This window comes from Roseovarius sp. A46, assembly GCF_004126395.1.
Taxonomy (GTDB): domain Bacteria; phylum Pseudomonadota; class Alphaproteobacteria; order Rhodobacterales; family Rhodobacteraceae; genus Roseovarius; species Roseovarius nitratireducens.
This window is the reverse complement of record NZ_PVWS01000077.1, coordinates 1-900: the sequence shown is the minus strand read 5'-3', so window position 1 is coordinate 900 and position 900 is coordinate 1. Positions and strand designations below refer to the sequence as shown.

The window sequence follows — 900 nt, the reverse complement described above, 5'->3', positions numbered from 1 at the left end:
TTGGCCTGTCCACCAACCGAGCGGCCGAAGCAGCCCGAAAGCCGCTGGAAACAAGCTGCCTGATGCCCGGCATGGCCCTCACATCGGCGCGTCGGCGCAGCAGAAGGCGTTGTTCAGACTTTCCTCAGGTTGATATTGTGAATGCCAGAGCGCATGGCCGACGTGAGCCCAAGCAGAACTATTGCATACGCCGGTGCAAATGCAAGTAACCATGCAAGAACATTCAGCCTTGAAGACTTTATTGAATACGTGAGGACAACCACGAAAAGGCCGAACAGAGAAAGAAATCGGCTCGTATTTACAGGATTTGACACGATCAGGAGGCACGATGCGAGGAGAATGAGAACTGCAATTCTTGTATTCTTTTTCAGCCCATTATCTGCTTCCAACATGAAGTAGGCGACAAGAAATGCAGGTATGATCTTTGCAATGTTCCTCAGCAGTATAACGTAGTTTTGTGCTTCCCCTGTTTCCTGTTCCACCCTTGGTAGCACGATTGTGTCGAACCCAACGAAAGTCATCAAAGCCACAAGTAGAACCAAGATGAAGGCAGCTCCGGCGAAGGAAAAACCAAGTTCTGAAATCTCTTTGTGTGACAAGGATATCCTTTTGAACTGAAATCCGGCAAGAATGCCCAAGAAATGCGTCATAACGAACAACAGTGCCATTTGTCCAAAATCCGGCACGTCCCCGCGCCATGTATAATAGCCAACACCTATTCTATCCTGAAGAAACGGCACAACGATCCAGTAGAGCAGGATCATGGAGAAATAGAGGAACGTCTGAAAAACCTGCGACTTTCTGCCTAATCTGATAGGTTTGGGGCGTCCGCCAGAGGAGTCCTGCCGATGCCGAAACAGCCCGCCTTTCCCAGCCTGCGTGATGCGATGAAGAAGAAGG

Annotated in this window: 1 protein-coding gene; it reads right to left on the bottom strand. The window is 49.8% G+C overall.

The window, feature by feature from the left end:
• Positions 1–113 precede the first annotated feature (113 nt).
• On the bottom strand, positions 114–764 hold the full coding sequence (locus C6W92_RS17460) for a hypothetical protein (RefSeq protein WP_129435400.1): 651 nt from the start codon (positions 762–764) through the stop codon (positions 114–116).
• Positions 765–900 lie beyond the last annotated feature (136 nt).